The 25815-nt window shown below is 55.4% G+C and carries 40 protein-coding genes and 2 tRNA genes; 31 read left to right on the top strand and 11 right to left on the bottom strand.

What is annotated here, in order from left to right; all coding sequences use genetic code 11:
- Positions 1-33 precede the first annotated feature (33 nt).
- From G6041_RS07420 to G6041_RS07365, 11 genes are all read right to left on the bottom strand, one after another.
- Entirely contained in the window at positions 34-1161 is a 1128-nt protein-coding gene (locus G6041_RS07420; protein ID WP_007901058.1) for a site-specific integrase, read from the bottom strand.
- The gene (locus tag G6041_RS07415) at positions 1142-1387 is read right to left on the bottom strand and encodes an excisionase (RefSeq protein ID WP_029039456.1); all 246 of its coding nucleotides are present in this window, start codon (positions 1385-1387) and stop codon (positions 1142-1144) included. The genes G6041_RS07420 and G6041_RS07415 overlap by 20 nt, the downstream gene beginning before the upstream one ends.
- A gap of 38 nt (positions 1388-1425) precedes the next feature.
- Complete coding sequence (locus G6041_RS07410) at positions 1426-1995, bottom strand: 3'-5' exonuclease (protein ID WP_075183705.1); 570 nt, start codon at positions 1993-1995, stop codon at positions 1426-1428.
- The gene (locus G6041_RS21390) at positions 1995-2645 is read right to left on the bottom strand and encodes a hypothetical protein (RefSeq protein ID WP_243759913.1); all 651 of its coding nucleotides are present in this window, start codon (positions 2643-2645) and stop codon (positions 1995-1997) included. The genes G6041_RS07410 and G6041_RS21390 overlap by 1 nt, the downstream gene beginning before the upstream one ends.
- Positions 2646-2648: 3 nt before the next feature.
- Positions 2649-2936: a DUF7739 domain-containing protein gene (locus G6041_RS07395; protein WP_166491655.1), complete on the bottom strand. Its 288-nt coding sequence runs from the start codon at positions 2934-2936 to the stop codon at positions 2649-2651.
- Positions 2933-3451, bottom strand: coding sequence for a hypothetical protein (locus tag G6041_RS07390; RefSeq protein ID WP_166491654.1), 519 nt, complete (start codon positions 3449-3451; stop codon positions 2933-2935). The genes G6041_RS07395 and G6041_RS07390 overlap by 4 nt, the downstream gene beginning before the upstream one ends.
- Entirely contained in the window at positions 3451-3795 is a 345-nt protein-coding gene (locus G6041_RS21310) for an ead/Ea22-like family protein (protein WP_208089837.1), read from the bottom strand. Before G6041_RS21310 ends, G6041_RS07390 begins: the two co-directional genes overlap by 1 nt.
- Positions 3792-4517, bottom strand: a complete 726-nt coding sequence (locus tag G6041_RS07380) for a hypothetical protein (RefSeq protein WP_259340361.1) — start codon at positions 4515-4517, stop codon at positions 3792-3794. Before G6041_RS07380 ends, G6041_RS21310 begins: the two co-directional genes overlap by 4 nt.
- 96 nt (positions 4518-4613) lie before the next feature.
- On the bottom strand, positions 4614-5543 hold the full coding sequence (rdgC, locus tag G6041_RS07375; RefSeq protein WP_166491653.1) for a recombination-associated protein RdgC: 930 nt from the start codon (positions 5541-5543) through the stop codon (positions 4614-4616).
- A gap of 798 nt (positions 5544-6341) precedes the next feature.
- Complete coding sequence (locus tag G6041_RS07370; RefSeq protein ID WP_012124205.1) at positions 6342-6668, bottom strand: hypothetical protein; 327 nt, start codon at positions 6666-6668, stop codon at positions 6342-6344.
- A gap of 156 nt (positions 6669-6824) precedes the next feature.
- On the bottom strand, positions 6825-7481 hold the full coding sequence (locus G6041_RS07365; RefSeq protein ID WP_032983594.1) for a LexA family protein: 657 nt from the start codon (positions 7479-7481) through the stop codon (positions 6825-6827).
- Positions 7482-7580: 99 nt separating this feature from the next.
- Between G6041_RS07365 and G6041_RS07360 the strand changes: the two genes are divergently transcribed.
- From G6041_RS07360 to G6041_RS07210, 31 genes are all read left to right on the top strand, one after another.
- Positions 7581-7778, top strand: a complete 198-nt coding sequence (locus tag G6041_RS07360) for a Cro/CI family transcriptional regulator (protein ID WP_032983593.1) — start codon at positions 7581-7583, stop codon at positions 7776-7778.
- A 28-nt stretch (positions 7779-7806) separates the two neighbouring features.
- Positions 7807-8358: a YmfL family putative regulatory protein gene (locus G6041_RS07355; RefSeq protein ID WP_032983592.1), complete on the top strand. Its 552-nt coding sequence runs from the start codon at positions 7807-7809 to the stop codon at positions 8356-8358.
- A gap of 166 nt (positions 8359-8524) precedes the next feature.
- Positions 8525-8692: a DUF4222 domain-containing protein gene (locus G6041_RS07350; RefSeq protein ID WP_014728436.1), complete on the top strand. Its 168-nt coding sequence runs from the start codon at positions 8525-8527 to the stop codon at positions 8690-8692.
- Positions 8689-9561: a conserved phage C-terminal domain-containing protein gene (locus G6041_RS07345; protein WP_075183712.1), complete on the top strand. Its 873-nt coding sequence runs from the start codon at positions 8689-8691 to the stop codon at positions 9559-9561. Before G6041_RS07350 ends, G6041_RS07345 begins: the two co-directional genes overlap by 4 nt.
- The gene (locus G6041_RS07340) at positions 9558-9992 is read left to right on the top strand and encodes a PerC family transcriptional regulator (RefSeq protein WP_014728438.1); all 435 of its coding nucleotides are present in this window, start codon (positions 9558-9560) and stop codon (positions 9990-9992) included. Before G6041_RS07345 ends, G6041_RS07340 begins: the two co-directional genes overlap by 4 nt.
- Entirely contained in the window at positions 9992-10678 is a 687-nt protein-coding gene (locus G6041_RS07335; protein WP_075183714.1) for a phage N-6-adenine-methyltransferase, read from the top strand. Before G6041_RS07340 ends, G6041_RS07335 begins: the two co-directional genes overlap by 1 nt.
- Complete coding sequence (locus G6041_RS07330; protein ID WP_029590685.1) at positions 10675-11007, top strand: LexA family transcriptional regulator; 333 nt, start codon at positions 10675-10677, stop codon at positions 11005-11007. Before G6041_RS07335 ends, G6041_RS07330 begins: the two co-directional genes overlap by 4 nt.
- The gene (locus G6041_RS07325; protein WP_029590682.1) at positions 11004-11390 is read left to right on the top strand and encodes a RusA family crossover junction endodeoxyribonuclease; all 387 of its coding nucleotides are present in this window, start codon (positions 11004-11006) and stop codon (positions 11388-11390) included. The genes G6041_RS07330 and G6041_RS07325 overlap by 4 nt, the downstream gene beginning before the upstream one ends.
- Positions 11391-11406: 16 nt before the next feature.
- A complete protein-coding gene (locus tag G6041_RS07320; protein ID WP_029590680.1) occupies positions 11407-12186 on the top strand; it encodes a KilA-N domain-containing protein in 780 nt (259 codons plus the stop codon).
- A 9-nt stretch (positions 12187-12195) separates the two neighbouring features.
- Positions 12196-13248: a DUF968 domain-containing protein gene (locus G6041_RS07315; protein ID WP_029590678.1), complete on the top strand. Its 1053-nt coding sequence runs from the start codon at positions 12196-12198 to the stop codon at positions 13246-13248.
- 18 nt (positions 13249-13266) lie between these two features.
- Positions 13267-14088: an antitermination protein Q gene (locus G6041_RS07310; RefSeq protein WP_029590676.1), complete on the top strand. Its 822-nt coding sequence runs from the start codon at positions 13267-13269 to the stop codon at positions 14086-14088.
- Positions 14089-14212: 124 nt separating this feature from the next.
- Positions 14213-14287 (top strand) — tRNA-Asn (locus tag G6041_RS07305).
- 6 nt (positions 14288-14293) lie between these two features.
- Positions 14294-14369, top strand: a tRNA-Thr gene (locus tag G6041_RS07300).
- Positions 14370-14567: 198 nt separating this feature from the next.
- A complete protein-coding gene (locus G6041_RS07295; RefSeq protein WP_007747946.1) occupies positions 14568-14948 on the top strand; it encodes a phage holin family protein in 381 nt (126 codons plus the stop codon).
- Positions 14935-15219 (top strand): phage holin family protein, encoded by a 285-nt coding sequence (locus G6041_RS07290; RefSeq protein WP_007710540.1) that lies wholly within the window; start codon positions 14935-14937, stop codon positions 15217-15219. Before G6041_RS07295 ends, G6041_RS07290 begins: the two co-directional genes overlap by 14 nt.
- Positions 15216-15839 carry a glycoside hydrolase family 19 protein gene (locus tag G6041_RS07285; protein WP_029590671.1) on the top strand — a complete coding sequence of 208 codons (624 nt, stop codon included), beginning with the start codon at positions 15216-15218 and terminating at the stop codon, positions 15837-15839. The genes G6041_RS07290 and G6041_RS07285 overlap by 4 nt, the downstream gene beginning before the upstream one ends.
- Entirely contained in the window at positions 15839-16303 is a 465-nt protein-coding gene (locus tag G6041_RS07280; RefSeq protein WP_032983575.1) for a lysis protein, read from the top strand. Before G6041_RS07285 ends, G6041_RS07280 begins: the two co-directional genes overlap by 1 nt.
- A 522-nt stretch (positions 16304-16825) precedes the next feature.
- Positions 16826-17176, top strand: a complete 351-nt coding sequence (locus G6041_RS07275) for an HNH endonuclease (protein ID WP_071886400.1) — start codon at positions 16826-16828, stop codon at positions 17174-17176.
- Positions 17173-17391 (top strand): hypothetical protein, encoded by a 219-nt coding sequence (locus tag G6041_RS07270; RefSeq protein ID WP_029590731.1) that lies wholly within the window; start codon positions 17173-17175, stop codon positions 17389-17391. Before G6041_RS07275 ends, G6041_RS07270 begins: the two co-directional genes overlap by 4 nt.
- A 161-nt stretch (positions 17392-17552) precedes the next feature.
- Positions 17553-18026 carry a phage terminase small subunit P27 family gene (locus tag G6041_RS07265; RefSeq protein ID WP_041460442.1) on the top strand — a complete coding sequence of 158 codons (474 nt, stop codon included), beginning with the start codon at positions 17553-17555 and terminating at the stop codon, positions 18024-18026.
- The gene (locus tag G6041_RS07260; RefSeq protein WP_166491652.1) at positions 18026-19783 is read left to right on the top strand and encodes a terminase large subunit; all 1758 of its coding nucleotides are present in this window, start codon (positions 18026-18028) and stop codon (positions 19781-19783) included. The genes G6041_RS07265 and G6041_RS07260 overlap by 1 nt, the downstream gene beginning before the upstream one ends.
- Positions 19783-21087 (top strand): phage portal protein, encoded by a 1305-nt coding sequence (locus G6041_RS07255; protein WP_166491651.1) that lies wholly within the window; start codon positions 19783-19785, stop codon positions 21085-21087. Before G6041_RS07260 ends, G6041_RS07255 begins: the two co-directional genes overlap by 1 nt.
- 8 nt (positions 21088-21095) lie before the next feature.
- A complete protein-coding gene (locus G6041_RS07250) occupies positions 21096-21950 on the top strand; it encodes a head maturation protease, ClpP-related (RefSeq protein WP_166491650.1) in 855 nt (284 codons plus the stop codon).
- A gap of 13 nt (positions 21951-21963) precedes the next feature.
- Positions 21964-23184: a phage major capsid protein gene (locus G6041_RS07245; protein WP_166491649.1), complete on the top strand. Its 1221-nt coding sequence runs from the start codon at positions 21964-21966 to the stop codon at positions 23182-23184.
- Between the two features lie 53 nt (positions 23185-23237).
- The gene (locus tag G6041_RS07240) at positions 23238-23420 is read left to right on the top strand and encodes a DUF7210 family protein (protein ID WP_012124229.1); all 183 of its coding nucleotides are present in this window, start codon (positions 23238-23240) and stop codon (positions 23418-23420) included.
- A gap of 9 nt (positions 23421-23429) precedes the next feature.
- On the top strand, positions 23430-23756 hold the full coding sequence (locus G6041_RS07235; RefSeq protein ID WP_012124230.1) for a head-tail connector protein: 327 nt from the start codon (positions 23430-23432) through the stop codon (positions 23754-23756).
- Positions 23753-24094, top strand: a complete 342-nt coding sequence (locus G6041_RS07230; protein WP_012124231.1) for a phage head closure protein — start codon at positions 23753-23755, stop codon at positions 24092-24094. Before G6041_RS07235 ends, G6041_RS07230 begins: the two co-directional genes overlap by 4 nt.
- Positions 24091-24540, top strand: coding sequence for an HK97-gp10 family putative phage morphogenesis protein (locus tag G6041_RS07225; RefSeq protein WP_012124232.1), 450 nt, complete (start codon positions 24091-24093; stop codon positions 24538-24540). Before G6041_RS07230 ends, G6041_RS07225 begins: the two co-directional genes overlap by 4 nt.
- Complete coding sequence (locus tag G6041_RS07220; protein WP_012124233.1) at positions 24537-24866, top strand: DUF3168 domain-containing protein; 330 nt, start codon at positions 24537-24539, stop codon at positions 24864-24866. The genes G6041_RS07225 and G6041_RS07220 overlap by 4 nt, the downstream gene beginning before the upstream one ends.
- Positions 24867-24913: 47 nt before the next feature.
- Positions 24914-25369, top strand: a complete 456-nt coding sequence (locus G6041_RS07215) for a phage tail tube protein (RefSeq protein ID WP_075183724.1) — start codon at positions 24914-24916, stop codon at positions 25367-25369.
- A gap of 50 nt (positions 25370-25419) precedes the next feature.
- The gene (locus G6041_RS07210) at positions 25420-25815 is read left to right on the top strand and encodes a phage tail assembly chaperone (RefSeq protein WP_075183725.1); all 396 of its coding nucleotides are present in this window, start codon (positions 25420-25422) and stop codon (positions 25813-25815) included.

The following is a 25815-nucleotide window of genomic DNA, read 5'->3' as shown; positions in this document are numbered from 1 at the left end:
CAAAACAAGTTATCAAAACCCCAACCCAAAAACCTAAATTGCAATCGTCGTCCAGTCCTTCCCTCGGTCGTCGTTATAACGATCGGTCTGTTGCTGCGACTTGTGGCCGAGCAACTTTTTAGTGTCAATTCCCTGCTCCTTATAAAGACGTTCAGATAGCGAGCGCTGCTCGTGGAATGTCGCAGGCGTTCCTTCCCTCCAGTCAATTTCTGCCTTATCCCGAGCCTTACTAAAATTCATGGTTAGCGTGTTCGCTTTAACTTGGGCGCCACGTTCTGCTTGCGACGTGGCCCTGAAAAAATGGACGAGGTAAGGGCTAACCGCGTAATCCCGACAGCGCGCTATAACATCCCGCAAACTCCAGTTAATGGCATTCAGGCGGAGCGATAATGGGATCGCTATTTTACTTCCTGTTTTCTCCTGAATAATGTGCAACTGATCATCCCAGACATCGCTAAACTTCATCCTCGAAATATCACCCAGGCGCTGGCCGGTTACCAAAGCCAGCAACATAGCGTTACCCATATATTGGTGGTTGGCGTCTGCAATCTCGAATATCCGCTGCCATTCCTCCAGGCTGAGGCGCTGGCGGGTAATTTTTCGGCGGGGCTTTTTAGTTGCTGAAGCTGGATCGTAACCCGGAGGAACTTCACCCGCATGCTGCGCTTCTTTAAAAATATCTACCAGCACAGTTCTTACGACCTGAGCCATTCTCGGCTGACCGGCAGTGACGTACTCATCAAGCAACTGAGCAATATCGCGAACATCCACTGATGGCAGCAGCTTCATACCGACTCGCTCTCGCAATAACGAAACCGGTTTGGATTTCTGTTTGAATGTGTTCAGTTTGATGTCGCCCGTCGCCAGCCGTTCTTCCTGAATCTTCCAGTATCTATCCAGCCATGTAGAAACCGTGATTGCTTTGCCTTTGCTGGTGGCGATCCTGTCGCTGATCGCCAGAATTTGCCGGGTTCTTTGTTCCGCCAGGCGCATGTTAGCTTCTGTAGCAATCGCTATAGCTTCTGCCTCATTAGTACCCAGCGCATGGAACTTACCTGTGACGGGATGTTTATAGCGCCAGTAAACTTTGTTCACCTTTCTACTGTAGAGAGGGTAAAGGTTCGGAACAGAAACATTGTTTTTACGTGGTCGAGCTGCCATCAGCAAGAATCCTCTGAAGTATTGGCGAGTCAGTCTTTCGGATATTCGGCTTAGCCAATTCGCCTACAAGTTCTGCATCTTCCCTTACTCGCCACTTGCGACCCTGTTTCATCGCTGGTGGGGAAAACAGATTTTGCTTAGCGTATCGGCGCAGAGTATTCAAAGCTGGTGGACTGCTCCGGTATTTCTCTGCTGCCCATTCCTCAAGCGTGAGCATTTGCTTCATGACTTATTCTCCACTTTACCGGCTGCACCCGGATCAAATCAAATGTCGTTGCTGGTGGCAGGAATCAACCGCTGCCAGATTGCTGATACGTATTTCACCTGGTGCTTCGCATCGGCCAGCGCGTTATGCAAATCGCCTTCAAAGGGAATCTCATAACGCGGGTTAAAACCAGCAGCGCGGCCTATTTCGACGATTGTGCGCACGTCCCGATCGTTCCAGAACTGCCAGGGACAATAGAAGCCGTGTCGTTCGAATGACGCCCTGATAATAACGTTGTCGAAGGTCGCTCCGTTGCCCCATACCTGTAAGCTTTTCGGCTCGCAGTTGTCCTCTATCAGCTTTATCAACCCGCCGAGAGCATTAGTGATGTGCACCCTGTTATCGCTGGTAATGGCGGCACGCGCTTCCGCGCTCTGTTTTAGCCACCATAAGATAGTGCCAGGGTCTGCCACTGCGTCACGAACCATTGAGGATTCCAGGTCCGCTACGGCATAGTATTCCGGTCCCATCACGCCAGTGGAGGGATCAAAAAGCACAGCCCCGATCGCGATGATAGGTGCAGTGGGTTTGTTGCCCATCGTTTCAAGGTCAATCATTAAGTGGTTCATCACCCCTCCTTACCCGGCGCTGGCGCGGGCGCTGCGAGCATGGCGGCGCGGCAGGCGTTCAGATAGAGCGATGCTGCGGTATGCCAGTCAGACGTTTCGGGATTCATCCCATCAATTAACCGCCAGGCTTCGGCAATTATTTCGTATGCATCAGGCACAACCGGCGCGGGCGCTGGCGCCGCGGTGCGCCGGTTCCACGCCTCGATATTTTCTGCCGTCGCTCCGCAATTTTCGCACTCAGGGCCGCTGGTTTGCTCGCTCAGCCACCCAGCCGGATCGCACGCGCCGCCACAGAACGGACACGGCAGGTTCTCGCCCGCGACAGGCTCCGCCCGTACTGCTGGCGCAACAGGCGCGGGCGGCTCGGCGTACAGTTTAATGACGCGGCGTGGGTCGGCGTGCGGAGTGATCGGGTTAACAGTAAACAGATAGCCGCAGCCGCGCTCGTTAACGTCGCGTAGCTCTTGCTCGTCAGTCCACGCAACAGGCTCCGCCCGCTCCCGCAGCGCCGCGAGAGCGATATGCGCCAGCTCCAGTTCGATAGACCACGTGCGCTCTTTGAGAGGCTCAGGGTTATCGGACAGCATCATATTGGCAAAATTGATGCGTCCATGAGCTGCTGCGATCAGCTGTTCTTTTGTGAATGTCATTGGTTAGTAGCTCCTGAAGCCGTTGCAATCGCGAAGGAACTCGACGATGAAGCCCTTCATCTTTTCGGGCTCACTGCCAGACCATCCATCCGGCGGCGTCCACGTTTCAACGATATCCGCCATCTTTTTGGCTTTGGCTGGCGTTACATCCAGCGGGTCGTTGGTGTGACGCTGATTGACCAACTTTTCCATGCCCGGAATGTCCAGGACTGCAAACCACGTGCCGTTAGCCAGTCCGAGACCGGCGATTCGCTGACCCGGACGGCGTTTATCGACCAGTTCTACGCTCACGCTTCACCCCCTGTCTCTACGCTATTAACAATAACGCCGTCGTAAACCTCTTTAAGATGGCCGCTCAAATCCATGCGCCGCAGCGCGCTAAACATATAGTCGCACTCGGCTTGTTTGTTAGCGCGAAACGGTTTCTTATCAGTTACGCACCAGGCGCAATTGCCAACCGGCCAACCGTGAACCTTTATCACCCGGCCTTTAACGACGTGTAGCAATCCCCACCCTGGCGGCAGGTCGTCAACCCCAACAATCCCCGGCTCGCTGATAAAAAAACGCCAGTCGCCCATGCCCCGCTCCGGATTGACACGGAACGGCTTTTTGCGGTCTGCGAGCAAATCCGCCCGCGAGCACTTAGCCTCGATTAGACATGATGCGCCGTTGCGGAAACCTATTGCGTCCGCCTGCTCGCCGGTATTCGTCCACGCCCGGAAACGGTCGTGGAACGCCACTTTGAAACCGTTGTTTTGCAGAAATCGGCACGCTATCTGGCACAGTTCATCGTGTGTTAGCGGCATCACTCACCCCCTGTCTCAAGATTGATGCCCACCGCCAAAACCTTTTCTGCCTGCCGTATGTCCGGGTTACCGGCAATCATCGTTTCCGGTGCGTCACACTCGCCGCCAAGCTCAATAATTCGTTCATGACCCGTTCGCAGACAGGACTTGTAACCGCTAACTGCCTGCCTGAGTGCATCTGTAAGCTCAGCGATGCGCTTATGCGCGGCTTCCAGCGCATCTTTCAGCGCTTCATAATCGCTGTAAAAAACAAATTCCCCTTCCGGGTCGTTGTAGGAAATATCCTGACGTCCATATCCGTCTACAGAATGTCGCGGCACCGCTTTCAGTTTTGCTGTGTTCATGCGGCACCGCCTTGACGCAGCTCGGATGCAATCTCAGCCAGCACGCTGTCAGCGAATGCTCGGTCAAAATCACCATCCGGTGCATCAGCCATAAACTCAGTTGACGTGATAATCATTCGCGCGATGTCGGCTGCATTTTTCGCCGTGTCTTCAATGAACCCTGCATCCCAAGCCGCAAGCATTCGGTTAGCGACGAAATAGGCGCCCTCCTGGCGCGCCTGAGACTTCACTTCGCGCAGGAATGCTTCGGTGGCGGGGATTTCCGCTCGGATCGCTTTTTCGGCCTCGTCGCGTGTCAAAAAACCAGTTTTGCCGTCGTTGCTGACCATCTGGCTGTCGAACCATGGCTGAAGGCCTGCGACAGTGATATCGTCCGGAAGCTCGGCGCCAGCTTCGTCAGTAGTGCCTTCCAGCCAGTTGCGGGCGGATTTGATATCTCCCTGCGCAACGCATACCAGTGCCGCTTGCGCGCCGAGCATGGTTTTATGAAACATCCATGAGGTGCTGAGCTCTCTTGCTGCCATGTTCATCAGGAAGGTGTTTTCGGCTACCAGTGCGTCGCTGCGCTTTGTTTTCTCACGCAGCACTGCGGCTAAGACTTCGAGCTGTCCGGACATGCGCTGTACAAGGGATGATGCATCCAGCATACCGTGCTGAGTACCCAGCAGCACCGCCAGCTGGTGGCCTGATTTAGCCAGTTCCTGGGTAATTTCGTAATTCACTGCATGTTCCTCCACTTAACTTTGCGCTGCACCGCGCTGAATTTGGCTTGCAGCAACCCAACCCATGCGAGATGGGGTAGGGCTGCCTAAAAAGGGTTATCGTTTGGCTTCGCCGCCCAGACCTGAAATAAGGTTTTCGGTAAGGTTGCTAAGTTCGCCTGTCATGAGAACGAAATCAGCGTCGAACCGCTGAGCCACGTCTTCGCGGTCTATATCATCGTTTTGCTGTGTAAGCTCATCAGCGAACTTGAGGCGTTTAAGGACGCCAGAATCATTCAGCGTGAAGTCGATGCGGCTTTGCCAGTTCAGCGCCAGCTGAGTAACTACCTTGCCGGCGTCCAGGTGGTTCAGTATCTCGTCGCTGGAAAGCTCTTGCTTTTTGAACCGGCCAATGCCGCCATCTTCCAGTATGGCTTTCAGCTCCGCTTCATTGCCCAGGGCAAAACCTGATGGCGCCCCGGATCCGCGCACCCACTCGGTGAGGGTAAGCTCTACAGGGGTTTCCATAGTCAGCGGTACCACCGGCAGGGAGCCCAGTGTTTTACGCAGCAGCGCCAGCGAGTCTTCTGCGCGGCGGGCGCTGGATGTGTCAACCATTACCAGCGCGGCGCTGAGGTTTAACCAGATGCGGATCGTGCTGCTACGGGTAAAAGCTCGCGGCAGCAGGGAGTGAAGCACTTCATCGCGCAGCGAGTCCTTCTCTGTTTTTTTGAGGTGACGGCCCTGATCCGCTTCCAGCTTAGAAACCTTATTGTTCAGCTCCTCAGCGATTACCGTATTAGGAAGAATTTTTTCTTCGCGACGAATAACGAGCAGCAGTTGGTCATTCACCAGATGGAAGAGCTGGTCTGAGTATTGGCCCAGAGGCGATACCCAGCCGGAACGAGCCATATCCTGGCTGCCACACGGCTTAAAGCGAAAAGCCTCAAGCTGGCGTGCCAGCTCATCTGTATTGCCGTCACGGATGATCACCAGGTCGCGGCTAAGGCGGTAGATGATGAGGTTTTTGAAGAACGGGTTAAACATTGTTCTCTCCTTAAGAGGGGAGGCGGCCACCTGCACGGGCCGCCTGGTAGTTTCTCCACACAACACAGAAGAGCACCTGCGGTTAGGAAGCCGCCCGGGTGGATTGGGTTATGAACCCGTCGCCCGGCGATGCTCTTGTGTGTTGCGTAAAAAATTGCGGCGTCCTCGCGGAAAATAAAAAAGGCTCAGACGCCGCCAACTACTGCCTACTACCACGCTTGCTGCTTTTTTTGGTTGTGACACCAGGGCGCTACCCCTGCTTATTTCCTGCCGCTCTGTTTTGGTCTTGGCCGCCAGTAGTTGCGGCTCAGCCGATTTACAGGTCTTTGCGTCGGCCGGCGCTGCAGTTCGCTTGAACACATCACAACGGAGAGAGCACTGCCGGTGTCCGAATCGAACGGACCTTTTCCCTACCCAACCCTCCCAACTGAATGGGACTGTCTGGAATCGAACCAGCTCTTATGCCTTGCTCGGCAGTGCTCTTTCCGTTGTGCGCCTGTCTTTTCACCACATCAGGCTCGGTGGATCCTGCTATTCCCCAACAACAAGGATTCGGTTAATCTGAAATCCCCAACACATTGATAGTGATAACTCATGAAGCGCTCAGATGTTTTAACCCAGTGCCTGATTAATACCGGCTGCGGACTTTCAGAAGCTGATATCCGACACGGCATTCGGACTACCTTCGCCGAAGAGTACCCAGATAAAAATTACGATTCCTGGGACATTGAAATCAGCGATCAGACCGCAAATCACATCATTAAAACCGTAGGTCGAGCCATGTGGATAAAGGTCGATCTATTTATCCAGGACCTCTGGGACGCCTACTGATTCCAAAGGGACAGAGCCAATCCCTCTAAATCCGGTAGCCAGAGTGCGACCACTTTTGTTGGCTTCAGACTCCAGCGAAGTTTTATCTTTCTCCATCGCCTCAACCACACCACCCATAAACATCAGGTAATCGGCTGTTACCGCTGATTCTGTGTTTAAGGTCTGCGTCAGAGCCCCGTTAACAAAAAGCTCAATCCTGTTTCCTGCGTGAGCATTAGGCCCGGCCTCTAACGCGCTAAATTCCTCACGCGGTAGGTTGAACGTCTTGAAAACCTTTTCTTTGTCAAATTGCATACTGAACCTCGAGTGGCTACTTCGTGGGCGTCCCGCCTGTTTGCTATTGATGGATTTAATGTAGGATATCTTACCTTGCGGTGTCAATATTAAAAGTAGGAAAACTTACATTCAGGGGTGATAAAAAGCCGCAGAACGCGGCTTAGTACGAAAGGGTTAGAGATCGGTGACAACCTGCTTTACGACGCCCACTAATCTGCAGTTGCCGTTGACTTCAAGAACTCGGTAATTAGGATTGAGTGGAACGAGATACTTAAGCGGGCCATCAATAACAAACTTTTTCAATGTTGCTTCCGTAGATCCGTCAATCCTTGCCACGACTATCCGTCCATTTACTTCGTAAGGGCTGCCGTAGTCTGGGTCAACAATGACAAGAGAACCCTCTGGAATGCTGGGGGCTCCATTCGGATTAGTCATTGAGTCACCACGAACGCGTAATGCAAAGCCTTCATCAGAAATGCTAGCCGTAGTGAATATCCATTCGTGGATATCATCTTGCGTTATAGACATCCCGGACTCAGTCCACTCACCAGCTTGCACCCAAGACAAGACAGGGATCTGCTTAACTCCAAATTTATCTGTTGGCCGCATGGCTGGGGCGTCACTTTCCGGATCTCCAGCACCATCAATAAGCCATTGCGGATTGCATTTTAAAGCAGCGGCAAGCGCCTGAAGGTTTGAGCCGCCAGGTGCATAATCACCAGATTCCCATCCAGTTACTGTTACTCGATTAACGCCGACAAGCTTCCCTAAAACAGCCTGAGTTAACTTCAGCTCTTTTCGGCGCGTACGGATGCGATCATTCATTTTCATGTAGGCAATCCTACCACCTTTTGAGGTAGGAGTCCTTGACCTCCATATGTAAGATATCCTACTATCTCAGTGTTCCCAATAACTACATGAGAGGGCTGTATGAACAAAGATGAAGTGCTTTCCTACTTTGGTGGTGTAAGCAATTTGGCAAGGATTTTAGGTATTTCTCACGCATCTGTTTCTGGCTGGGGAAACGTCATTCCTAAAGGTCGCGCTTTTGAAATCCAGACCATAACGAAAGGCGCGTTAAAAGTTGAACCCGCCCTTTACTCAAAGCCTAACGAGACGGTGGCGTAATAGTAACCACAGCAAGAAGGGGTTAACCGTGGATAAGAAACACTGGCAAGTCGAGAAACAGCCTGCATGGCTGGTGGCAGCCATTAAGAAAACAATCTCATGCCTGCCGGGTGGTTATGCCGAAGCGGCTGAATGGTTGGGTGTAACCGAGAATGCATTATTCAATCGGCTGCGCACCGACGGCGATCAGATCTTCCCGATGGGCTGGGCGATGGTTCTCCAGCAGGCCAGCGATAGTAAACACATCGCCGACGCCGTTTCACGCCAGTCGAACAGCGTGAACGTACCGCTGGTGGATATCGAGGATGTGGATAACGCCGACATCAATCAGCGCCTGATGGAAACCTTCGAGTGGATCAGCGAGCACTCGCGTTTCGTTAGACAGGCTACAGCTGATGGAGTGATTGATCAGGCAGAACGGGCTCAAATCGAAGAGAACAGCTATCAGGTAATGGCGAAGTGGCAGGAGCATTTAACGCTGCTGTATCGCGTTTTCTGTGCGCCGGAAAAGAGTGACGCCCGCGAGTGTGCAGCTCCGGGCGCCTTGGCGTGTCGTATTCGTGGAGAAACTAACGCATGAACAGTTTAACGGTAAATAACCGCTTACCGCAACTTCGGGCTATTCCTGTGCAGGGCACCCCGTCGTTTCGGTATGAGCGCATGGTATCAGGCCGCTGGGTTCCATGTAACCACAGTCGCGCACGTCTCATCGTGGGGGCATTCAACCGTAAAGCGAAGAACCTCGTATGCAAGATCTCGACAGACGGTACCGCGACTGGCGCGGCGTTGAAGTCCACGTCGTTGGTTACGACCGCGAAAAACGGCAGGTTATCTTCCGGCGCGCCGGCTATCCGCACGACTGCATGCAGCCTGTTGAGCGGTTCCGTGAGAAGTTCAGAAGGGTTGATGCATGAGCACTAAGTTAACCGGCTACGTGTGGGATGGCTGCGCAGCGTCGGGCATGAAATTATCCAGCGTCGCTATCATGGCGCGCCTTGCTGACTTCAGCAGCGATGAAGGCGTTTGCTGGCCTTCTATCGAAACCATTGCGCGTCAACTTGGCGCAGGCCCGAGCACCATCAGAACGGCGATCGCGAAGCTGGAGAAAGAGGGCTGGCTTACCCGTACGCAGCGCCGCAACGGCAACCGCAACGCCTCGAACGTGTACCGCCTGAACGTGGCAAAGCTGCAGGCTGCTGCGCTTTCTCACCTGTCAGTTTCTGACACGTCAAAACCTGACGCATCAGAATCTGACCCGTCAAAATTTGAGGCGTCAAAATCCGGTCTGGCTGGCGGTTTTGACCCGTCAGAATCTGGCGGGGATCCGTCAGTAAATTCAAAACCAGATCCATCAGATAAAAAACCTTCTTGTCCGGGCGCTTCGCTACCGGACCCTGAACAGGAAATTACCGATCAGGCTATCGAGGTTCTGAAACATCTGAACGTGGTAACGGGTGCCCGCTACCAGAACTCTAAATCTTCTCTCGAAAACATCCGCGCCCGGCTACGCGAGGGTCACACCGTGGCAGACCTCCAGCTTGTCGTCGACTACAAGCACGAGCACTGGCACGACACGGACATGTACGACTACATGCGCCCGCAAACGCTGTTTATCCCGAGCAAGTTCGAAGGCTATTTGCTGAGCGCGACGCGCTGGAACGGGCGTAACCGTCCTGCACGCGAGCAGTGGGAGCAGTTGCGCCAGCAGCGCGACAACGGGGCTTTCAGAGCCAGTTATGCAGATGTTGATTACAGCAAGGTGCCAGAGGGGTTCAGGTCATGAAATTACAGGATCAGGTTCTTTCAACAATCATCTCGCAGCCGGCCATCGCGTTCGCTGACCTGATGAAGGCTTTTGAAGGTGAAGCGAAGACAAACCTCACCACTTCAGTGAGTCGCCTGCACCTTTCCGGAAAGGTTACTCGCCGCTTCGAAGACGGCCGTTATGTGTATACCGCAGCCGCTGAAGATGCACCGGGTGCGCTGTGCGCCTCCGACAAAATCCAGATGCTGGAAGTCGAGCTGAAGCGACTGCTGAGCCAGGGTTATTACCGCCGCGCTGGCGATAAGTGCCTTGACCTGATGGCTGCGTCAAAGACAGATCAGCAGCGTGAGCATTACGCAACCCGCCGCCGTCAGTGTCTCGCACTGGTGAGCAGCCATAAAGAGCGCTCCTGGTATCTGGCCGGGAACTACGTAGGAGATGAGCAGTGATGGCACATAACCTCTATTGCCAGGCGCTTGCCGAACTGCGCAGCCGCGGGGCACACGAGCTTAAGGAAGTCGGCGACCAGTGGCGCACGCCTGACAACATCTTCTGGGGCATCAACGCCATGTTCGGCCCGCTGGTTCTGGACCTGTTTTCGGATGGCGAGAACTCAAAATGCGAGGCGTATTACACCGCTGAAGATAACGCGCTCACGCGGGACTGGTCCGCGCGCCTGGATGAACTCAATGGCGCCGCGTTCGGCAACCCGCCTTACAGCCGCGCGTCCCGGCACGACGGGGATTACATCACCGGCATGCGCTACATCATGCAGCACGCCAGTGCGATGCGGGAAAAAGGCGGGCGGTACGTCTTTTTGATTAAGGCGGCCACCAGCGAGGTCTGGTGGCCGGAAGACGCGGATCACATCGCCTTTATCCGTGGCCGTATCGGTTTCGATCTTCCGTCCTGGTTCGTCCCTAAAGACGAAAAGCAGATCCCGTCCGGTGCGTTCTTCGCTGGTGCGGTGGTGGTATTCGATAAGACCTGGCGCGGCCCGGCGATGAGTTACATCAGCCGCAACGAGCTGGAAGCACGCGGCGACGCGTTTCTTGCTCAGATTCGCCGCGAGGCGGAGCGCATGTTAGCCAGCGGTCAGCCTGTATCTGTTGGACCGCAGGAGCAGGCTGCATGAAAAACAACTCTCAACGCTTAACCGTCCGCCAGCAGGAGGTGCTGGCGCTTATTCAGGCTTTCCAGAACCAGCATGGCTATCCGCCGACCCGTAAAGAGGTGGCCCAGTTAATGGGGGCCACCTCCCCGAACGCTGCAGGCGACATGCTGCGCTCACTCCAGCGTCGCGGCGCAATCAGTGTAGATCCGGGCGTGGCGCGCGGCATAACCATCAACGGCCAGAGCGCTGAGGAAGAAGCCGTAGCGCTTCTGCGCTCCATGGTGCTTGGAGAAGAGCAAGCCTGGGAGAAGTCATTCGCGTTTCTCAAATCGCGCGGGGTTTCTGTATGAAGCTGACCCTGCCTTTTCCCCCGAGCGTTAACACCTACTGGCGCGCCCCGAATAAAGGGCCGCTGGCTGGTCGCCATCTCATCAGTGCCAAAGGGCGGGCTTATCAGAGTGAAGCATGCGCGGCGATTATCGAGCAGCTTCGCAAACTGCCTAAACCCAGCAGCGCGCCGGCGGCAGTGGAGATTTTTCTTTTCCCGCCTGACGCCCGGCGCCGCGATATCGACAACTACAACAAAGCGCTGTTCGATGCGCTGACCCACGCGGGTATCTGGGAGGACGACAGCCAGATAAAGAGAATGCTGGTGGAGTGGGGACCGGTAACACCGAAAGGGAAAGTCGAAATCACGATCAGTAAATACGAACCGGCGGTTGCAGCCGCCTGACTAAGTGGATAAACGCATGAATCAGTTAATGGTAATCGATGGTGTGACCGTTCGCCGTGATCCGGAGGGGCGCTACTGCCTCAACGATTTGCATCGTGCTGCTGGTGGCGAGCGGCGTCATGAGCCAACGCTCTGGCGCAACCTCCAGCAGACCGGTGAACTGGTGCATTTACTGAGCGATACAGGAATCCCTGTATCGGTAATCAAGGGTGGCGCAGGTCAGGGGACGTTTGTTTGCAAGGAGCTGGTTTACTCCTATGCGATGTGGATTAGCCCCGAGTTTAACCTGAAGGTGATCCGGACGTTTGACGCTGCCGTAAGCCAGCAGGCAATCAGCCAGGCAGCTGACAAAATGCAGGCGGGCGTGATCCTTCTCGATTTCATGCAGCGCTCGCTGAATCTTTCTAATTCCTCGGTGCTCGGTGCGTGCCAGAAACTCCAGGAGGCTGCAGGCCTGCCGAACCTTGCACCGCAGTACGCCATCGATGCGCCAGTGGATGCGATGGACGGCAGCAGCCGCCCCACGCAGTCACTCAGCGCGCTGTTGAAGGCTAACGGTATCCGGCTGACCGCCAATCAGGTTTACCACCAGCTGGCGAAGCTGGGCATTGTGGAGCAGAAGACGCGCCGGAGCCGTTCCGGTGTTAACGGCATTAAGAAATTCTGGTCGCTGACGGCGAAAGGGTGCATGTACGGCAAGAACATCACCAGCCCGGCGAACCCGCGCGAGACGCAGCCGCATTTCTTTGAATCACGGGCGCCGGAGCTGTTCCGCCTGCTCGAAACAGTGCATTAAGGGGAGAACGTGAGAGCTTTACTTACTCCCGAAATTGCGCGCGGCATGGGGATCGTGCTGCTGCGCCCGGGCGCTGACCTGATGCCTATCTTCACCTCCGGCCGCGTGCTGGTGGAGCTTCCGCCCGCCAGCATGGCGCACCTGGCAACCGGGGCGCTGCCGCCCGCACGGCAGCCGCTGGCGGAAGATACCGCGCTGGCGGGCTTCTTCAGCCATGAAGATGTGATCCGCGTAGCTGGTGGTGTGCCGTCACTTGAGCGATGGCTGATGAACCAGGAGGGCGGCTGCCAGTACCCGCACAGCGATTACCACCATCAGGAACTTAAGACGTTTCGCCATGCGCCCGGCGCGATCCGAGTGTGCTGGCACTGCGATAACGTGCTGAGCGGCCAGCATACGCAACGGCTTGCAGAAATGGCCCGGGTTAATGTGGTAGCCTGGGTTATAGCGATGGCCCGCGGCGCGCTTGGATTCGATGACTCGCATGAGCTTACGCTGCCGGAACTGTGCTGGTGGGCGCTACGCGAGGAAGTAACTCACGCGCTGCCGGACAGCATCACCCGCCGCGCACTGCGGCTGCCGGCGGAGCCCATTCATTCGGTAACACGCGAAAGCGATATCGTGCCGTCGGCACCGGTCACGGAAATTCTCAGAGCAAAAACAGGGCGTGCTGGCGCCGCGGCGAAGTGCAGGAGCAACGAAGAAGTGCTGGCGGAGCAGCCGCCGCAGCTGCTGGCGCTGAAGGTTGACCCGGAATCGCCGGAAAGCTACATGCTTCGACCTAAGCGCCGCAGATGGGAAAACGAGAAGTACACCCGCTGGGTGAAAGCGCAGCAATGCGCATGCTGCAACCAGCAGGCAGACGACCCCCACCACCTGATCGGCCACGGGCAGGGTGGAATGGGTACCAAAGCCCATGACCTCTTTGTGTTGCCTTTGTGCAGAAAGCATCACGACGAGCTTCACCGGGACCCCGTGGCATTCGAAGAAAAATACGGCTCTCAGCTTGAGCTGATTTTTCGTTTTTTAGACAGGGCGCTGGCAATCGGCGTTCTGGCGTAGTGGAGTGGAGACCACCGCATGAACTTAGATAGCATCGTTAAATTTTTCGCCCCGAAAGGGATGCACATTTCCGACAGCCCGCGCGCTACAGCAAGCGAGCAGTTAACCGTCACGGATGTTATGGCCGCGCTGGGTATGACTCAGGCCGAGGCGGGCATAGGCCTGGCTATGTTCCTGGGTAAAGCCGCTGTAAGCCAGCAGGACCGGGAAGCGGCAATCTCCTGGCTCGCCGAGTACGCCAAAGAAAAAGCCCCGCTGGCGCTACGCCGCGCCGCCGGGAAGAAATTCCCCCTCTGCATGCGCGTCCTCGCGACGTTCGCCTATAACGACTACGCCTCATCAGCTGCTGATTCCTGTGAGTGTCCAAAGTGCAGCGGCAAGGGGCTGGTAACCAAAACTACCACGGTGACGAAAAGCCATTACACGATGCGTCTGCCGCAGTGGGCTAAAGATCTGCGGCAATCACCGTCGGACTTCGAAAAATTCCGCCAGGTAACAGACGTTGACCACCAGCTATGCGGCAAGTGCAAGGGCAGCGGGAAAATCAGCAAGCGCTGCCAGTGCGGCGGTACCGGGAAAACCCTCGACAGGAAAGAGACCGAATTTCAGGGCGTGCCGGTTTATAAGGAATGCAAACGCTGTGAAGGAAGGGGCTACAGCAGGCCGAAATCCTCAGTTGCTTATCGTGGCATCCTTGCTCAGTTGCCTGCGCTGCCAGAGCGCACATGGCGCTATAACTGGAAGCCGTTCTATGAGCGTCTGGTCACCAAATGCTTTGAAGAGGAAACCTACAGCGATACACAGCTTAAACGTGTAACCAATAATGGTATTTTGATATAAATCACAACATTTAGCATCACGATGCTTGCAATGTTTGCCGTTTTTGCTTAGATTTGACATTAACGATGGGCATTGTATATCCACCGTTCAAAACCCGCTTGCGCCCGTAGCGGGTTTTTCTTTTGGGTCAGTCGTATAAAGGTTATTACGGCAGGCTGTTAACCTGCTTATCGTGGTTCGATTCCACGCTGTCCCGCCAAATTAAGCCGGTTTAGCTCGAATGGTAGAGCAGTCGCCTTGTAAGCGAACGGGTAGAGGTTCAAATCCTTTAACCGGCACCATATGCAGCACGCAAACCTACTCGAAAGAGAACACCGATTCGCCCGCCATCGCAGCGGGCTTTTTTGTGCCTGAAATAATCGGCTCAGACAGAGAGCCGAATATCACAAGGAATCGGCTCACTTATTTATGGCTCGCTTCGGCGGGCCTTTTTCTTTTCCCCTCTTTGGAGAGGATACACAGCTATAGAGGGGGGCTACATGTCCGATCCGGTTTCGGGAACTGTCGCGGCAGGTGCTGCGCTTACTGGTGCAAGCATCTATGGACTGCTGACCGGCACAGATTATGGCGTAATTTTTGGCGCGTTTGCCGGTGCTGTCTTTTATGTTGCCACCGCGGCAGACCTGACCCTGATCCGGCGCGCCGCCTATTTTGTTGTTTCGTACATCGCTGGCGTTTACGGTGCGGGGCTGGTGGGCTCCAAGCTTGCCAGCTGGACGGAATACAGCGACAAGCCGCTTGATGCACTGGGGGCCGTTATCCTCTCTGCGCTGACGATTAAAATCCTGACGTTCGCCAGCCAGCAAGACCCCGCGCAGTGGTTCCAGCGGTGGAGAGGGGGAGCCAATGGTAATAAGTGATCCGCTGGTACTGACCAACGTGGCGACGTGCTCGGCCATTGTTTTGAGGCTGATGCTGTTCCGCAAGCCCGGTGCACGTCATCGCTGGTGGGCATCGTGGCTGGCATACCTGATTATTCTGGCCTATGCCTCGGTGCCGTTCCGCTACGCCTTCGACTTTTACGTCCACACACACTGGGCGTCGGTCATCATCAACTTAATCATCTGCGCCGCCGTGTTCCGTGCCCGGGGCAACGTGGCGCGCCTTTTCCATGTACTGAGGCCTGAATGAACCAACAACAATTTCAGAGGGCGGCTGGTTTAAGCGCCAGCTTGGCTGCGCGCTGGTTCCCGCACATTAATGCGGCGATGCGCGAGTACGGCATCACTGCACCGGTCGATCAGGCAATGTTCATTGCGCAGGTCGGCCATGAAAGCACTGGCTTTACCAGGCTGGTGGAGAGCTTCAACTACAGCATCGCAGCGCTTAATGATTTTGTCCGGGCTGGCCGGTTAACTCAGGATCAGGCCAACACGCTGGGCCGCCGCACGTATGAAAAGGTGCTGCCCCTTGAACGCCAGCGCGCGATCGCCAATCTGGTTTACAGCAAGCGTCTCGGTAATAACGCCCCGGGTGATGGCTGGAAATATCGCGGACGCGGGCTCATCCAGATCACCGGGCTCGAGAATTACCGCGATTGCGGCGCCGCGCTGAAACTCGACCTTGTGAGCTCGCCGGAACTGCTTTCCGAAGACACCAGCGCAGCGCGATCTGCAGCATGGTTCTATACCAGCAAAGGCTGTCTGAAATATCCGGGCGATTTGCTGCGCGTCACGCAGATCATTAACGGTGGGCAGAACGGTCTGGAAGACAGACAGGCCCGCTATGCGGCAGCGCGCCGGGTGCTCTGATGGCTGCGCTATGGGGCTTTGTCCGGGCATGGTGGAAGCCGCTACTCTTCCTGGCCGCTGTGGGATTTGCGCTTTATTACCGGGCCTCGCTCACAAAAGCTGAGGCATCTTTAACCGAAGTTAATCGTGAATTAAAACTGGCTAAAGATGACATTGAGGATATGCAGCGCCGTCAGCGGGATGTGGCTACTCTCGATGCCAAATACACGAAGGACTTAGCGGATGCTCAGAAAAATATTGCTCAGCTTGAGCGCGATGTGGCTGCTGGCCGTAAGCGGCTGCAGCTCAACGCCACCTGTTCCGCGCAGGGAGCGCCCGGCACCACCCGCGTGGATGATGGAGCCAGCCCCCGACTTACTGACGCCGCTGAACGGGATTATTTCACCCTCAGGGAGCGGATCGAGACCGTGACCAGGCAGTTGAGCGGATTGCAGGCTTATGTTCGGGAGCAGTGCTTAAGATAAAAAAAAGCCCCATGGCTGGGGCTACAACAGGAGATCCTGCTTTTTGGTTATTCGACTAATTGCAAAAGCAGTTTTGGCCTTGTTTCCATGATGTTGCACTGATTTCATGTTTTGCGAGGATGAGATTTATAGCACTCACACATGAAGGTTCAGCAATGCTTATACGTAGGAGCCACTCTACTAACAAGCTGGTAATAAGTGTTGTCTATATATTTCATATAACAAGCGACAGTTAGTGTTCTAAGAGTTATCTGAACAAACCTGTACGTTAAATTGATACTAATACGTATATATCCTTTTGAGATGCTGGGGTGTGAATTCAATTAAATTTTATTATCAATATGAAACAAAACCGGAGAGGCCGAAAACTGTTGCTCAGATTGATAAGCTGCGCAATCACCTCGGCATACCAGCACTGATTAACGTTGAACAGCTTCTGAATAAATAAAAACCTTTAACTTTAGCAGTCATGAACATGAAGCCACCCGTTTTGCTGGTGGCTTTTTTATTGGAGCTACCACTATGCCATCCGCTATCCCTCGAGCTTGCCGCAAGCGCGGATGTCCCGGCACTACTACAGACCGTTCGGGTTACTGCGAGGCTCACCGTAATGAAGGCTGGCAGCAGCACCAGCGAGGGCTGAGCCGCCACCAGCGCGGCTACGGCAGTAAGTGGGATATCATCCGCGCCCGCATCCTTAAACGTGATCGGCACATCTGCCAGGAGTGTCTGCGCAACGGCAGGCCAGTCCCTGCCACTACCGTTGATCACATCAAACCCAAAGCACACGGCGGCACCGATGAAGATAGCAATCTGAGATCGTTATGTTGTCCTTGTCATAAACGCAAGACCGCAACGGAGAGAATTAAATGAAGCATAAGCGCGCTCAACTCGCTCATATTTATCGCGGCATTGGATTCATCGGATATGGCATCGCCGTTGATGGCGAACTGCTGAGCCAACAGGTGAGCACCACCATCGACACCGATGCAGCAAGCCGACCGGCAATCACTGTCGTCTTCAACCTTGATGCGGAAATGAACGAGAACCCGGTGCGAATCGATTTGAATGAGAATTATTCTCAATAAGTTATTCAGATGAGATAAATTATCATTTGCGGGGGAGGGCGGGTGAAAACTTCAGGGCCTTAGGCCTAAAGGACCGCCGCCTAACCCTTTTTCACACCGCCGCAGGTTAGAAAACTTTTTTATGGGGTCCCCCACTCGATGATTAATAGGAGTTTTCGATTATGTCAGGACCACCGAAAACCCCGACCCATCTACGTTTGGTAAGGGGCAACCCATCAAAACGCCCGATCAATAAAGATGAGCCGCAACCTCCTGCAGGGGTACCCCCAACCCCGAAGCATTTCGACAAGCAGGCGAAGTACTGGTTTAAGCGAATGGCTGAAGAGCTGGATGCCATCGGCGTCATTTCGCAGCTGGATGCCCGCGCGCTCGAATTGCTGGTCGAGGCTTACACCGAGTACCGGCACCACTGCGACACGCTGGAGATTGAGGGGTATACGTACCGGACTGAAACGCAGACGGGGGATGTACTGATTAAGGCGCATCCGGCAGCAATGATGAAGGCAGATGCCTGGAAGCGGCTGCGCGCCATGCTGGCAGAGTTCGGGATGACGCCAGCCAGCCGGTCGAAGGTCAGCGCCAAGACGCCGGACGCGGTTGATCCGCTGGCTGAGTTCATGAAAGCGAGGGATTAATGGCTAAGGTTGCCGATGGTATCCGCTACGCCGAACGCGTCGTGGCGGGGGAGATTATTGCCTGTGAATACGTCCGGCTGGCCTGCCAGCGTTTTCTGGACGATCTGCAAAACGGCGAGGCGCGGGGTATTTTTTTCAGCGAGCCCCGCGCCCAGCACATCCTGAATTTTTATAAGTTCATCCCGCATGTGAAAGGCGCTCAGGCCGGGCAGCCGATCGCCCTGATGGACTGGCATGTTTTCATCCTTATCAATATTTACGGTTTCGTTATTCCGCTGGTTGATGAGGAAACCGGCGGGGTGGTGCTGCGGAATGATGGCAGCGGCCGCCCGGTAATGGTGCGGCGGTTCCGTACTGCTTACAACGAGGTGGCGCGTAAGAACGCCAAATCCACACTCTCTTCCGGAATTGGCCTGTACATGACGGGCGCGGATGGCGAAGGTGGGGCCGAGGTCTACTCTGCGGCCACAACCCGCGATCAGGCGCGCATCGTTTTCGAAGATGCCAAAAATATGGTGAAAAAAGCGAAACCGACGCTTGGGCGCCTGTTCGAGTTCAACAAGCTGGCTATCTATCAGGAGCAAAGTGCCTCTAAATTTGAGCCGCTTTCCAGTGACGCTAACAACCTGGATGGCCTGAATATTCACTGCGGCATTGTTGACGAGCTGCACGCTCATAAAACCCGTGACGTATGGGACGTTCTGGAGACGGCGACCGGTGCGCGCCTGCAGTCCCTGCTGTTTGGTATCACCACTGCGGGCTTTAACAAAGAAGGCATCTGCTACGAGTTGCGCGATTACGCCATTAAGGTGCTGCGCGGCTTTAACAGTGAGGTGGAAGGTGCCGTTAAGGACGATACCTTTTTCGCCATCATCTACACGCTGGACGACGGCGACGATCCGTTCGACGAAACGGTCTGGCAAAAGGCGAATCCCGGACTGGGGATCTGCAAGCGCTGGGACGATTTACGCCGCCTTGCGAAGAAAGCAAAAGAGCAGGTATCAGCACGCGTTAATTTCTTCACTAAACATATGAATATCTGGGTGACGGCGGAGTCCTCCTGGATGGACATGCTGAAGTGGGAAAAATGCGAATTTATCGCGCCGGCGCATGAGCTGAAAACTTACCCGCTGTGGGTCGGCGTCGACCTGGCGAACAAAATTGATATCTGTGCTGCGGTAAAAGCCTGGCGATCGCCTGATGGTCACGTTCACGCCGACTTTAAATTCTGGCTGCCCGAGGGGCGGCTGGAAAAATGTTCGCGGCAGATGGCCGAGCTCTACCGGAAATGGGCTGAGCTCGACAAACTTATCCTGACGGATGGCGACGTTATCGATCATGCGCAGATCAAAGAAGAGCTGCAGCAGTGGGTCAGCGGGGAAAGTCTAAAAGAAATAGGCTTCGATCCGTGGAGCGCGACGCAGTTCAGTCTGGCGCTTGCTGAAGAGGGTTTACCCCTTGTGGAAGTGCCGCAGACGGTGCGCAATTTCTCCGAGGCCATGAAAGAGGTTGAGGCGCTGGTTTACGGCGGCCGGTTTCACCACAGCAATCACCCCGTGATGAACTGGATGATGTCGAACGTCACGGTGAAGCCGGATCGTAACGACAACATCTTTCCCAACAAATCGACACCTGAGGCCAAGATTGATGGTCCGGCTGCGCTGTTCACCGCGATGAGTCGTCTGCTCGTTAACGGTGGCAATGACCAGCAGGACCTGAGCGGCTTCTTTGATAATCCCATCATGGTAGGTTTCTGATGAAGAAAAATAAGCAGCCGGGCAGGGTGAAAAGCGCCCTGCTTAACTGGCTGGGCGTCCCCATCAGCCTGACCAACGGGACGTTCTGGCAGGAATGGTACGGTACGAGCAGCAGCGGGAAGGTGGTCACTGCGGATAAGGCTATCCAGCTGTCAGCAGTCTGGGCCTGCGTCCGGCTGCTGAGCGAGTCAATATCAACGCTACCGCTGAAGATTTACGAGCGGCAGCCTGACGGCTCGCGCAGGCTGGCCCAACAGAATCAGGTTTACCAGGTACTTTGTCGCCGTCCGAATCTGGAGATGACACCATCGCGGTTTATGCTGATGCTGGTGGCGAGTATCTGTCTTCGTGGAAACGCCTTCGTGGAGAAGCTGTTTATCGGCAACAAACTGGTCTCGCTGGTGCCGTTGCTTCCCCAGAACATGGTGGTAAAACGCCTCGATACCGGCAGGCTTGAGTACACCTACACCGAGAACGGTACGGCGCGTGTCATTGCGGAAAAGAACCTGATGCACATTCGCGGCTTCGGTCTTGACGGGGTCTGCGGCATGATGCCGCTGAGTTCCGGACGCGATGTGATTGGGGCTGCAATGGCGGTCGAGGAGTCGGCGGCCAAAATATTTGAGAACGGCCTGCAGAGTTCGGGTTTTCTCTCAGCAGATATGCCGCTGGATGAAGAACAACGCGAACGGCTGCGCAGCTACATGGCACGGTTCACCAGTTCAAAGAATGCCGGGAAAATCATGGTGCTTGAAGGCGGTCTGAAATATCAGAACGTCACGATGAATCCGGAAGCGGCCCAGATGCTGGAGACGCGTTCTTTTGGCATTGAGGAAATCTGCCGCTGGTTCCGGGTGCCGCCGTTTATGGTCGGGCATACCTCTAAGCAGAGCAGCTGGGCATCAAGCCTGGAGGGGATGAACCTGCAGTTTCTGACCCACACGCTGCGCCCTTTGCTGGTCAATATTGAGCAGGAGATTTCCCGCTGCCTGCTGAACGGTGAAGAGGACATCTTTGCCGAGTTTTCTGTCGAAGGGCTGCTTCGTGCCGACAGCGCAGGACGCGCCGCCTACTATACCAGCGCGCTGCAGAACGGCTGGATGTCACGCAATGATGTGCGTCGGCTGGAAAATCTGCCTCCCATTGAGGGTGGAGATATTTACACGGTACAGCTGAACCTGACGCCGCTGGAGGACCTCAAAAAGAACAGCCCGGCAGTGCAGGCCGCCGCGCTTCGTCAGCTTCACAGTCACGTTTTCCCCGATATTCCCTTCGAACAGTCCCCGCTGAAACAGGCGGCTTAGGAGCATCCATGACAATCAAAAGCCTTCCGGCGGCGCCGGAGGGGCGACCTTTTGCGCGCGAAAAACCAGACCTTCCCGCTGCGGCAATGGAGCGCTGGAACGGGAGCATCCGTGCGGCGCGCGACGGCGATAACAGTATCTCGATTTTTGATGTTATAGGCGCAGATTACTGGGGCGAGGGCGTCACCGCGAGCCGTATCGCCGGTGCGCTTCGTTCGCTTAATGGCGCAGACGTTACAGTCAACATCAACAGCCCCGGCGGCGACATGTTCGAAGGGCTGGCGATTTACAACCTGCTTCGTGAGTACGACGGCAAAGTCACCGTGAAAGTGCTGGGGCTGGCGGCCTCTGCGGCGTCGATTATCGCAATGGCAGGCGATGAAGTGCAGATAGGCCGCGGCGCGTTCCTCATGATCCACAACTGCTGGGTTTACGCGATGGGCAACCGTCACGACCTGGCGCAGATTGCCGCCGACATGGCGCCGTTTGATAAAGCCATGAGCGATATCTATCAGGCGCGCAGCGGCCTGGACGCCGCCACCATCGACAAAATGATGGACGGTGAAACCTATATCGGCGGCAGCGAAGCCGTAGAAAAGGGCTTTGCTGACAGTCTGCTTTCTGCCGACGAAATCGCTGACGACGATGAAAGCCCCGCCGCAGCGCTGCGTAAACTCGATGCGCTGCTGGCGAAAGCGAATACGCCACGCTCTGAACGGCGAAAACTTCTTAAAGCCTTATCAGGCAGCACGCCGGGCGCTGCTGCCAGTCCTGACGGTACGCCGAGCGCTGCCACCATCCATAAAGAAACCATTGACCGTCTGGAAGCCGCGCTGAGCGGATTGACAGCGGCTGCCCAGTAAATACGGAGATGTTATGTCTGAAGTAAATGAGATCCTGAAAAAGGTTAGCGCCAGTATTGAAGAAGCGACCGGCAAATTCAACGCCAAAGCAGAAGAGGCGCTGAAAGAAGCCCAGAAAACCGGCAAATTGTCGGCGGAAACCAAAGAAACCGTCGACAAAATGGCGTCGGAATTCAACGCCCTGAAAGAGGCGGAAAAGACGCTTAAGGCGGCGCTCGGTGAGCTCGAACAGCAGGTCGCCCAGATGCCGCTGGCAAACGCCGCAAAAGTGGTGGAAACCGTCGGCCAGACCGTCATCAACAGCGAAGCACTTAAAGCGTTCGCCGCCAGCATTGAGGGTGGCAAGCGCGTCAGCGTGCCGGTGAACGCTGCGCTGATTTCAACTGACGTGGCAACAGGCGTGGTGGAGCCGCAGCGTCTGCCGGGCATCGACACCGCCCCGAAACAGCGCCTGTTCATTCGCGACCTGATTGCGCCCGGCCGCACCTCCGCACCGGCTATCTTCTGGGTGCAGCAGACCGGATTCACCAATGCGGCGAAAGTCGTGCCGGAAGGTACCGCCAAGCCGTACAGCGATATCCAGTTCGCCACGCAGATCACGCCGGTCACCACCATCGCGCACATGTTCAAAGCATCCAAGCAAATCCTGGACGACTTCGCGCAGCTGCAGTCCACGATTGACGCAGAAATGCGTTACGGTCTGAAGTACGTGGAAGAACAGGAAATCCTGTTCGGTGACGGTACCGGCGCGCATCTGAAAGGCATCGTGCCGCAGGCGTCCGCTTTCAGCGCCGCGTTTGAAGTCGAGAAACAGAACGGAATTGACGTGCTTCGGCTGGCGATGCTGCAGGCACAGCTGGCGCGCTTCCCGGCGTCCGGCCATGTTCTGCACTTCATCGACTGGGCGAAGATTGAACTCACCAAAGACAGTCTGGGCCGCTACATCCTGGCGAATCCGGCGGCGCTGAGCGGGCCGACCCTGTGGGGCCTGCCGGTGGTGGCGACCGAGGCCGCAGCGTTCCAGGGCAAGTTCCTGACCGGTGCTTTCAACGCGGCGGCGCAGCTCTTCGACCGTGAAGATGCCAACGTGGTTATCTCCACTGAAAACGCCGATGACTTCGAGAAGAACATGATCTCGATTCGTTGTGAAGAGCGCCTGGCGCTGGCCGTGAAGCGCCCTGAGGCGTTTATCTACGGTTCCTTCACTGCGCCGGCTGCGGGTGGCGGTGCGTAACCTTTAACGGCGGCCTGCGGGCCGCTTTTCTTTTTTCCGTTAAGGAGACAGCCATGAAGCTGATCGCTATCAAGCCTATCTACTTTGAAGGCAACGTGCTGACCGAAGGCACCGAGTTCGAGACGCTGGAGCAACACGGTCGTGATCTTGTTGCGCGCGGTTATGCTCAGGAGCCTGGCAAAAAGCCGGATCCGGAAAAAGACCCTGAGCCGAAAGGAAAGGGCAAGGCCAAATAAGGGGCGCACATGCTGACCAAAGAGCAGGTTAAGCACCACTGCAATATCGAGCCGGATTTTACAGAGGACGACAACTGGATAGAAAACAGCATAAAGGCGGCTGCGCGGTATGTGGAAACGTGGACCCGCCGCCGGCTTTATGAAAAGGCGGATGATCCGCTTTATATGGCCGATCCAGACGCGCTGCTTTATGGCGAGGATGTCGAAATGGCTATGTTGATGCTGATTGCCCACTGGTACACCAACCGTGAAACGGTCAGCACCGGCAGCACGACATCTGCGCTGGCTTTCTCTACTGAAGCACTCCTTCAACCCTACCGGATTTATGGCCTATGAAAGCGGGACGTCTGCGGCACAGGGTAATCCTTCAGAAACCGGCAACCGGGCGATTACCGTCCGGACAGCCTGCAACCGGCTGGGTGGATGTTGCTTCGGTTCGGGCAGAAGTCGCGGATGTATCAGGCCGGGAGATGATGGACGGCGGCGCAGAGTTGAGCAGCACCACAACCCGGATCTGGATGCGTCGTTATCCAGGCATTCCCGTAACCACGGGATGGCGAGCCGTTCATCTTCCGCCTACCGGAGGCGGTGAGATATATGACATCAAGTCGGCTATCTCAGCAGAGAACGGCACCAGGCTCGAATTGCTTTGCGAGAAGGGGGTGAAACAGTGATTTCAACGAGTCTTGATTTTTCCGGTCTGGCCGATATCGCGAAGGATCTGGAGACGCTCAGCCGGGCGGAAAATAACAAGGTCTTGCGTGATGCCACCCGCGCCGGTGCTGAGGTTCTGAAAGAGGAGGTGGAAAAGCGCGCCCCGGTACGAACCGGAAAGCTGAAAAAAAACGTCGTGGTGGTAACCCAGAAAGGGCGCCGCCGCGGTGAAATTTCCTCTGGTGTCCATATTCGCGGGCGCAATATGCGCACCAACAACAGCGATAACAGCATGAAAGCTTCTGACCCGCGTAACGCCTTTTACTGGCGCTTTGTTGAGCTTGGTACATCAGCTATGCCGGCGCACCCTTTTGTGCGTCCGGCCTTCGATACCCGGCAGGAAGAGGCTACGCAGGTGGCTATTCGGCGAATGAATCAGGCGATCGATGAGGTGCTGGCGAAATGACGGAGGCTGATATCTACGCGCGACTCGGTGCACTGGCAGGCGGCAATGTTTTCCCGTTTGTCGCCCCGCAGGGCACAGCAGCCCCGTGGGTGGTTTTCCTTCTGCCCTCGTCTGCCAGCGAAGATGTTTTATGCGGACCGGCAGAAACCGCCTGCACGGTTCAGGTGGATGCCTGGGCCAGTTCGATTGACGACGCCCGCACGCTGCGCGAGCAGGTTAAATCAGCTCTTACTGATCTGCATCCTGTTGGTCTGAACGAGATTAACGCATACGAGCCTGATACTGCGCTGTACCGCGCCACGCTGGAAGTTCAGATCTGGCAATAATCCACTCTGCCGCCTCCGGGCGGCTTTTTTTATATCCGGAGCTCTCTATGTCCTCAAAGTACGAAAAAACGCAGGGAACGAAAATTAACGTTTCAGCCGATCCGGCAACGGTGCCTAATCCCACCGGTGCGACCTGGCAGTCCATTGACTGTTCGACCAAAGAACTCAGCTATACCGGCGGGCAGAAATCGGATATCGACACCACCACCCTTTGCTCCACCGAGCAGGAGATGACGAATGGCCTGGCTGCGCCAGGTGAAATGACGGTTTCCGGGAACTGGTCTGCTGATGAAGCGGGGCAGAACACATTACGCACCGCTTACGACACTGATGCGTTGCACGCTTTTCAGGTGATCTTCCCATCCGGCAACGGTTATGCATTCCTGGCTGAAGTTCGTCAGAACAGCTGGAGCCTGGGCACTGCCGGGGTGGTGACCGCATCGTTTACGCTGCGCATCAAAGGTAAGCCCGTCCCGATCGTTCCTGCACCTTCTGCAGGCTAATAACAGCGGCGAAAGCCGCTATTCCTGATTACAAACTGAGAAAAAATGAAATGGGAAAACAGGTTTCACAGAGTTCACTTCGCTCGCTCGCGTTGGCACCTATGGCAGGCTTTCGCACAAAAACCGTCACCGTTCCGGAGTGGGAAAACGCCAGGGTAAAACTGCGTGAGCCATCAGCGCAGGCCTGGCTTGAATGGCAGCAGGTGCTTAACCCGAAGCAGGGAGAAGGCGAACCAGAAGAGCTGACGGCAGCAGAACGCGCATTGCGTAACAAGAGTGCTGATGTGGTGCTGTTTATCGATGTGCTCCTTGAAGAAGACGGTTCACAGGTCTTTACCGAAGAAGATAAAGCGCAGGTTGAACAGTTCTACGGCCCGGTGCATGCCCGCCTTCTTAAGCAGGCGCTCGATCTGACCACCTCGGCCGCCGAAGTGGAAAAGCCGTAA

Origin of the sequence: Cronobacter sp. HA18003, assembly GCF_011605905.1 — a bacterium.
GTDB classification, from domain to species: domain Bacteria; phylum Pseudomonadota; class Gammaproteobacteria; order Enterobacterales; family Enterobacteriaceae; genus Cronobacter; species Cronobacter sakazakii.
This window is presented reverse-complemented; position numbering and strand designations above follow the sequence as displayed.

Excerpts from the sequence above, each read along its gene's own strand:
- G6041_RS07260 (WP_166491652.1), top strand. The coding sequence starts at position 18,026 with ATGGCTAAGGTTGCCGATGGTATCCGCTACGCCGAACGCGTCGTGGCG.
- G6041_RS07365 (WP_032983594.1), bottom strand. The coding sequence starts at position 7,481 with ATGAAAATGAATGATCGCATCCGTACGCGCCGAAAAGAGCTGAAGTTA.
- G6041_RS07415 (WP_029039456.1), bottom strand. The coding sequence starts at position 1,387 with ATGAAGCAAATGCTCACGCTTGAGGAATGGGCAGCAGAGAAATACCGG.
- G6041_RS07325 (WP_029590682.1), top strand. The coding sequence starts at position 11,004 with ATGAAGCTGACCCTGCCTTTTCCCCCGAGCGTTAACACCTACTGGCGC.
- G6041_RS07245 (WP_166491649.1), top strand. The coding sequence starts at position 21,964 with ATGTCTGAAGTAAATGAGATCCTGAAAAAGGTTAGCGCCAGTATTGAA.
- G6041_RS21310 (WP_208089837.1), bottom strand. The coding sequence starts at position 3,795 with ATGAACACAGCAAAACTGAAAGCGGTGCCGCGACATTCTGTAGACGGA.
- G6041_RS07275 (WP_071886400.1), top strand. The coding sequence starts at position 16,826 with ATGCCATCCGCTATCCCTCGAGCTTGCCGCAAGCGCGGATGTCCCGGC.
- G6041_RS07340 (WP_014728438.1), top strand. The coding sequence starts at position 9,558 with ATGAAATTACAGGATCAGGTTCTTTCAACAATCATCTCGCAGCCGGCC.
- G6041_RS07295 (WP_007747946.1), top strand. The coding sequence starts at position 14,568 with ATGTCCGATCCGGTTTCGGGAACTGTCGCGGCAGGTGCTGCGCTTACT.
- G6041_RS07310 (WP_029590676.1), top strand. The coding sequence starts at position 13,267 with ATGAACTTAGATAGCATCGTTAAATTTTTCGCCCCGAAAGGGATGCAC.
- G6041_RS07265 (WP_041460442.1), top strand. The coding sequence starts at position 17,553 with ATGTCAGGACCACCGAAAACCCCGACCCATCTACGTTTGGTAAGGGGC.
- G6041_RS07215 (WP_075183724.1), top strand. The coding sequence starts at position 24,914 with ATGTCCTCAAAGTACGAAAAAACGCAGGGAACGAAAATTAACGTTTCA.
- G6041_RS07250 (WP_166491650.1), top strand. The coding sequence starts at position 21,096 with ATGACAATCAAAAGCCTTCCGGCGGCGCCGGAGGGGCGACCTTTTGCG.
- G6041_RS07390 (WP_166491654.1), bottom strand. The coding sequence starts at position 3,451 with ATGCCGCTAACACACGATGAACTGTGCCAGATAGCGTGCCGATTTCTG.
- G6041_RS07420 (WP_007901058.1), bottom strand. The coding sequence starts at position 1,161 with ATGGCAGCTCGACCACGTAAAAACAATGTTTCTGTTCCGAACCTTTAC.
- G6041_RS07285 (WP_029590671.1), top strand. The coding sequence starts at position 15,216 with ATGAACCAACAACAATTTCAGAGGGCGGCTGGTTTAAGCGCCAGCTTG.
- G6041_RS21390 (WP_243759913.1), bottom strand. The coding sequence starts at position 2,645 with ATGACATTCACAAAAGAACAGCTGATCGCAGCAGCTCATGGACGCATC.
- G6041_RS07320 (WP_029590680.1), top strand. The coding sequence starts at position 11,407 with ATGAATCAGTTAATGGTAATCGATGGTGTGACCGTTCGCCGTGATCCG.
- G6041_RS07280 (WP_032983575.1), top strand. The coding sequence starts at position 15,839 with ATGGCTGCGCTATGGGGCTTTGTCCGGGCATGGTGGAAGCCGCTACTC.
- rdgC (WP_166491653.1), bottom strand. The coding sequence starts at position 5,543 with ATGTTTAACCCGTTCTTCAAAAACCTCATCATCTACCGCCTTAGCCGC.
- G6041_RS07270 (WP_029590731.1), top strand. The coding sequence starts at position 17,173 with ATGAAGCATAAGCGCGCTCAACTCGCTCATATTTATCGCGGCATTGGA.
- G6041_RS07220 (WP_012124233.1), top strand. The coding sequence starts at position 24,537 with ATGACGGAGGCTGATATCTACGCGCGACTCGGTGCACTGGCAGGCGGC.
- G6041_RS07210 (WP_075183725.1), top strand. The coding sequence starts at position 25,420 with ATGGGAAAACAGGTTTCACAGAGTTCACTTCGCTCGCTCGCGTTGGCA.
- G6041_RS07330 (WP_029590685.1), top strand. The coding sequence starts at position 10,675 with ATGAAAAACAACTCTCAACGCTTAACCGTCCGCCAGCAGGAGGTGCTG.
- G6041_RS07240 (WP_012124229.1), top strand. The coding sequence starts at position 23,238 with ATGAAGCTGATCGCTATCAAGCCTATCTACTTTGAAGGCAACGTGCTG.
- G6041_RS07255 (WP_166491651.1), top strand. The coding sequence starts at position 19,783 with ATGAAGAAAAATAAGCAGCCGGGCAGGGTGAAAAGCGCCCTGCTTAAC.
- G6041_RS07370 (WP_012124205.1), bottom strand. The coding sequence starts at position 6,668 with ATGCAATTTGACAAAGAAAAGGTTTTCAAGACGTTCAACCTACCGCGT.
- G6041_RS07410 (WP_075183705.1), bottom strand. The coding sequence starts at position 1,995 with ATGAACCACTTAATGATTGACCTTGAAACGATGGGCAACAAACCCACT.
- G6041_RS07235 (WP_012124230.1), top strand. The coding sequence starts at position 23,430 with ATGCTGACCAAAGAGCAGGTTAAGCACCACTGCAATATCGAGCCGGAT.
- G6041_RS07290 (WP_007710540.1), top strand. The coding sequence starts at position 14,935 with ATGGTAATAAGTGATCCGCTGGTACTGACCAACGTGGCGACGTGCTCG.
- G6041_RS07350 (WP_014728436.1), top strand. The coding sequence starts at position 8,525 with ATGCAAGATCTCGACAGACGGTACCGCGACTGGCGCGGCGTTGAAGTC.
- G6041_RS07230 (WP_012124231.1), top strand. The coding sequence starts at position 23,753 with ATGAAAGCGGGACGTCTGCGGCACAGGGTAATCCTTCAGAAACCGGCA.
- G6041_RS07335 (WP_075183714.1), top strand. The coding sequence starts at position 9,992 with ATGGCACATAACCTCTATTGCCAGGCGCTTGCCGAACTGCGCAGCCGC.
- G6041_RS07345 (WP_075183712.1), top strand. The coding sequence starts at position 8,689 with ATGAGCACTAAGTTAACCGGCTACGTGTGGGATGGCTGCGCAGCGTCG.
- G6041_RS07360 (WP_032983593.1), top strand. The coding sequence starts at position 7,581 with ATGAACAAAGATGAAGTGCTTTCCTACTTTGGTGGTGTAAGCAATTTG.